This window comes from Brucella sp. 22210 (genome assembly GCF_052045675.1).
Lineage (GTDB): Bacteria > Pseudomonadota > Alphaproteobacteria > Rhizobiales > Rhizobiaceae > Brucella.
Window position 1 is genome coordinate 1 of sequence record NZ_JBQEPD010000158.1, and the last position, 585, is coordinate 585.

Sequence of the window (585 nt, forward strand, 5' to 3'; positions counted from 1 at the left end):
TCAATGAGCTTAATACTCCGTTATCATCCAAGGGGAGGACGGACGATGCAGCTGAAAGTAGTACCGCCCAATTTCGCAGAATTCCAGATAGTAATCCGAAGTCTGCTATCGGGCTGACAAAGCCCTCGACATTCTCAATCCCACCTGTCGCTGAACTCCATCTCGGGGCCGCCATGGCGAATGGCGCCACGAAATACGGAACGTTTAACTGGCGTGAGCACGCGGTTTCCGTGTCTGTTTATGTGGATGCAATCAGGCGACATTTGGCAGCATTCCGCGACGGCGAAGACATTGCGTCTGATTCTGGCGTGCACCACCTGGCGCACGTGATGGCTTGTTGCGCCATCGTTCTGGACGCAAAGGAGTGCGGCAAACTGATCGACGATCGTGGGTTTGAAGGCCCCGCTTCAAAAGTTATCCACACTATGACGAAGCCGTGATAGGTAATAAATCCTAAACAAAACGTGAACATTTCGAGGCAAGATTATGGTCAAGATACTCGCATTGGACTTAGGCACCACGACCGGCTTTGCAGTTGGCGGTGTCGATCACATGATTTCTGGCACGTGGGCACTCAAGCCGTCC

General features: G+C 52.5%; 1 protein-coding gene. It reads left to right on the plus strand.

The annotated features are described in order from the left end of the window. The coding region (locus ACTJKP_RS27130; RefSeq protein ID WP_440632868.1) for a dATP/dGTP diphosphohydrolase domain-containing protein at window positions 1–440 on the plus strand (440 nt) is incomplete at its 5' end. Window positions 441–585: the final 145 nt, after the last annotated feature.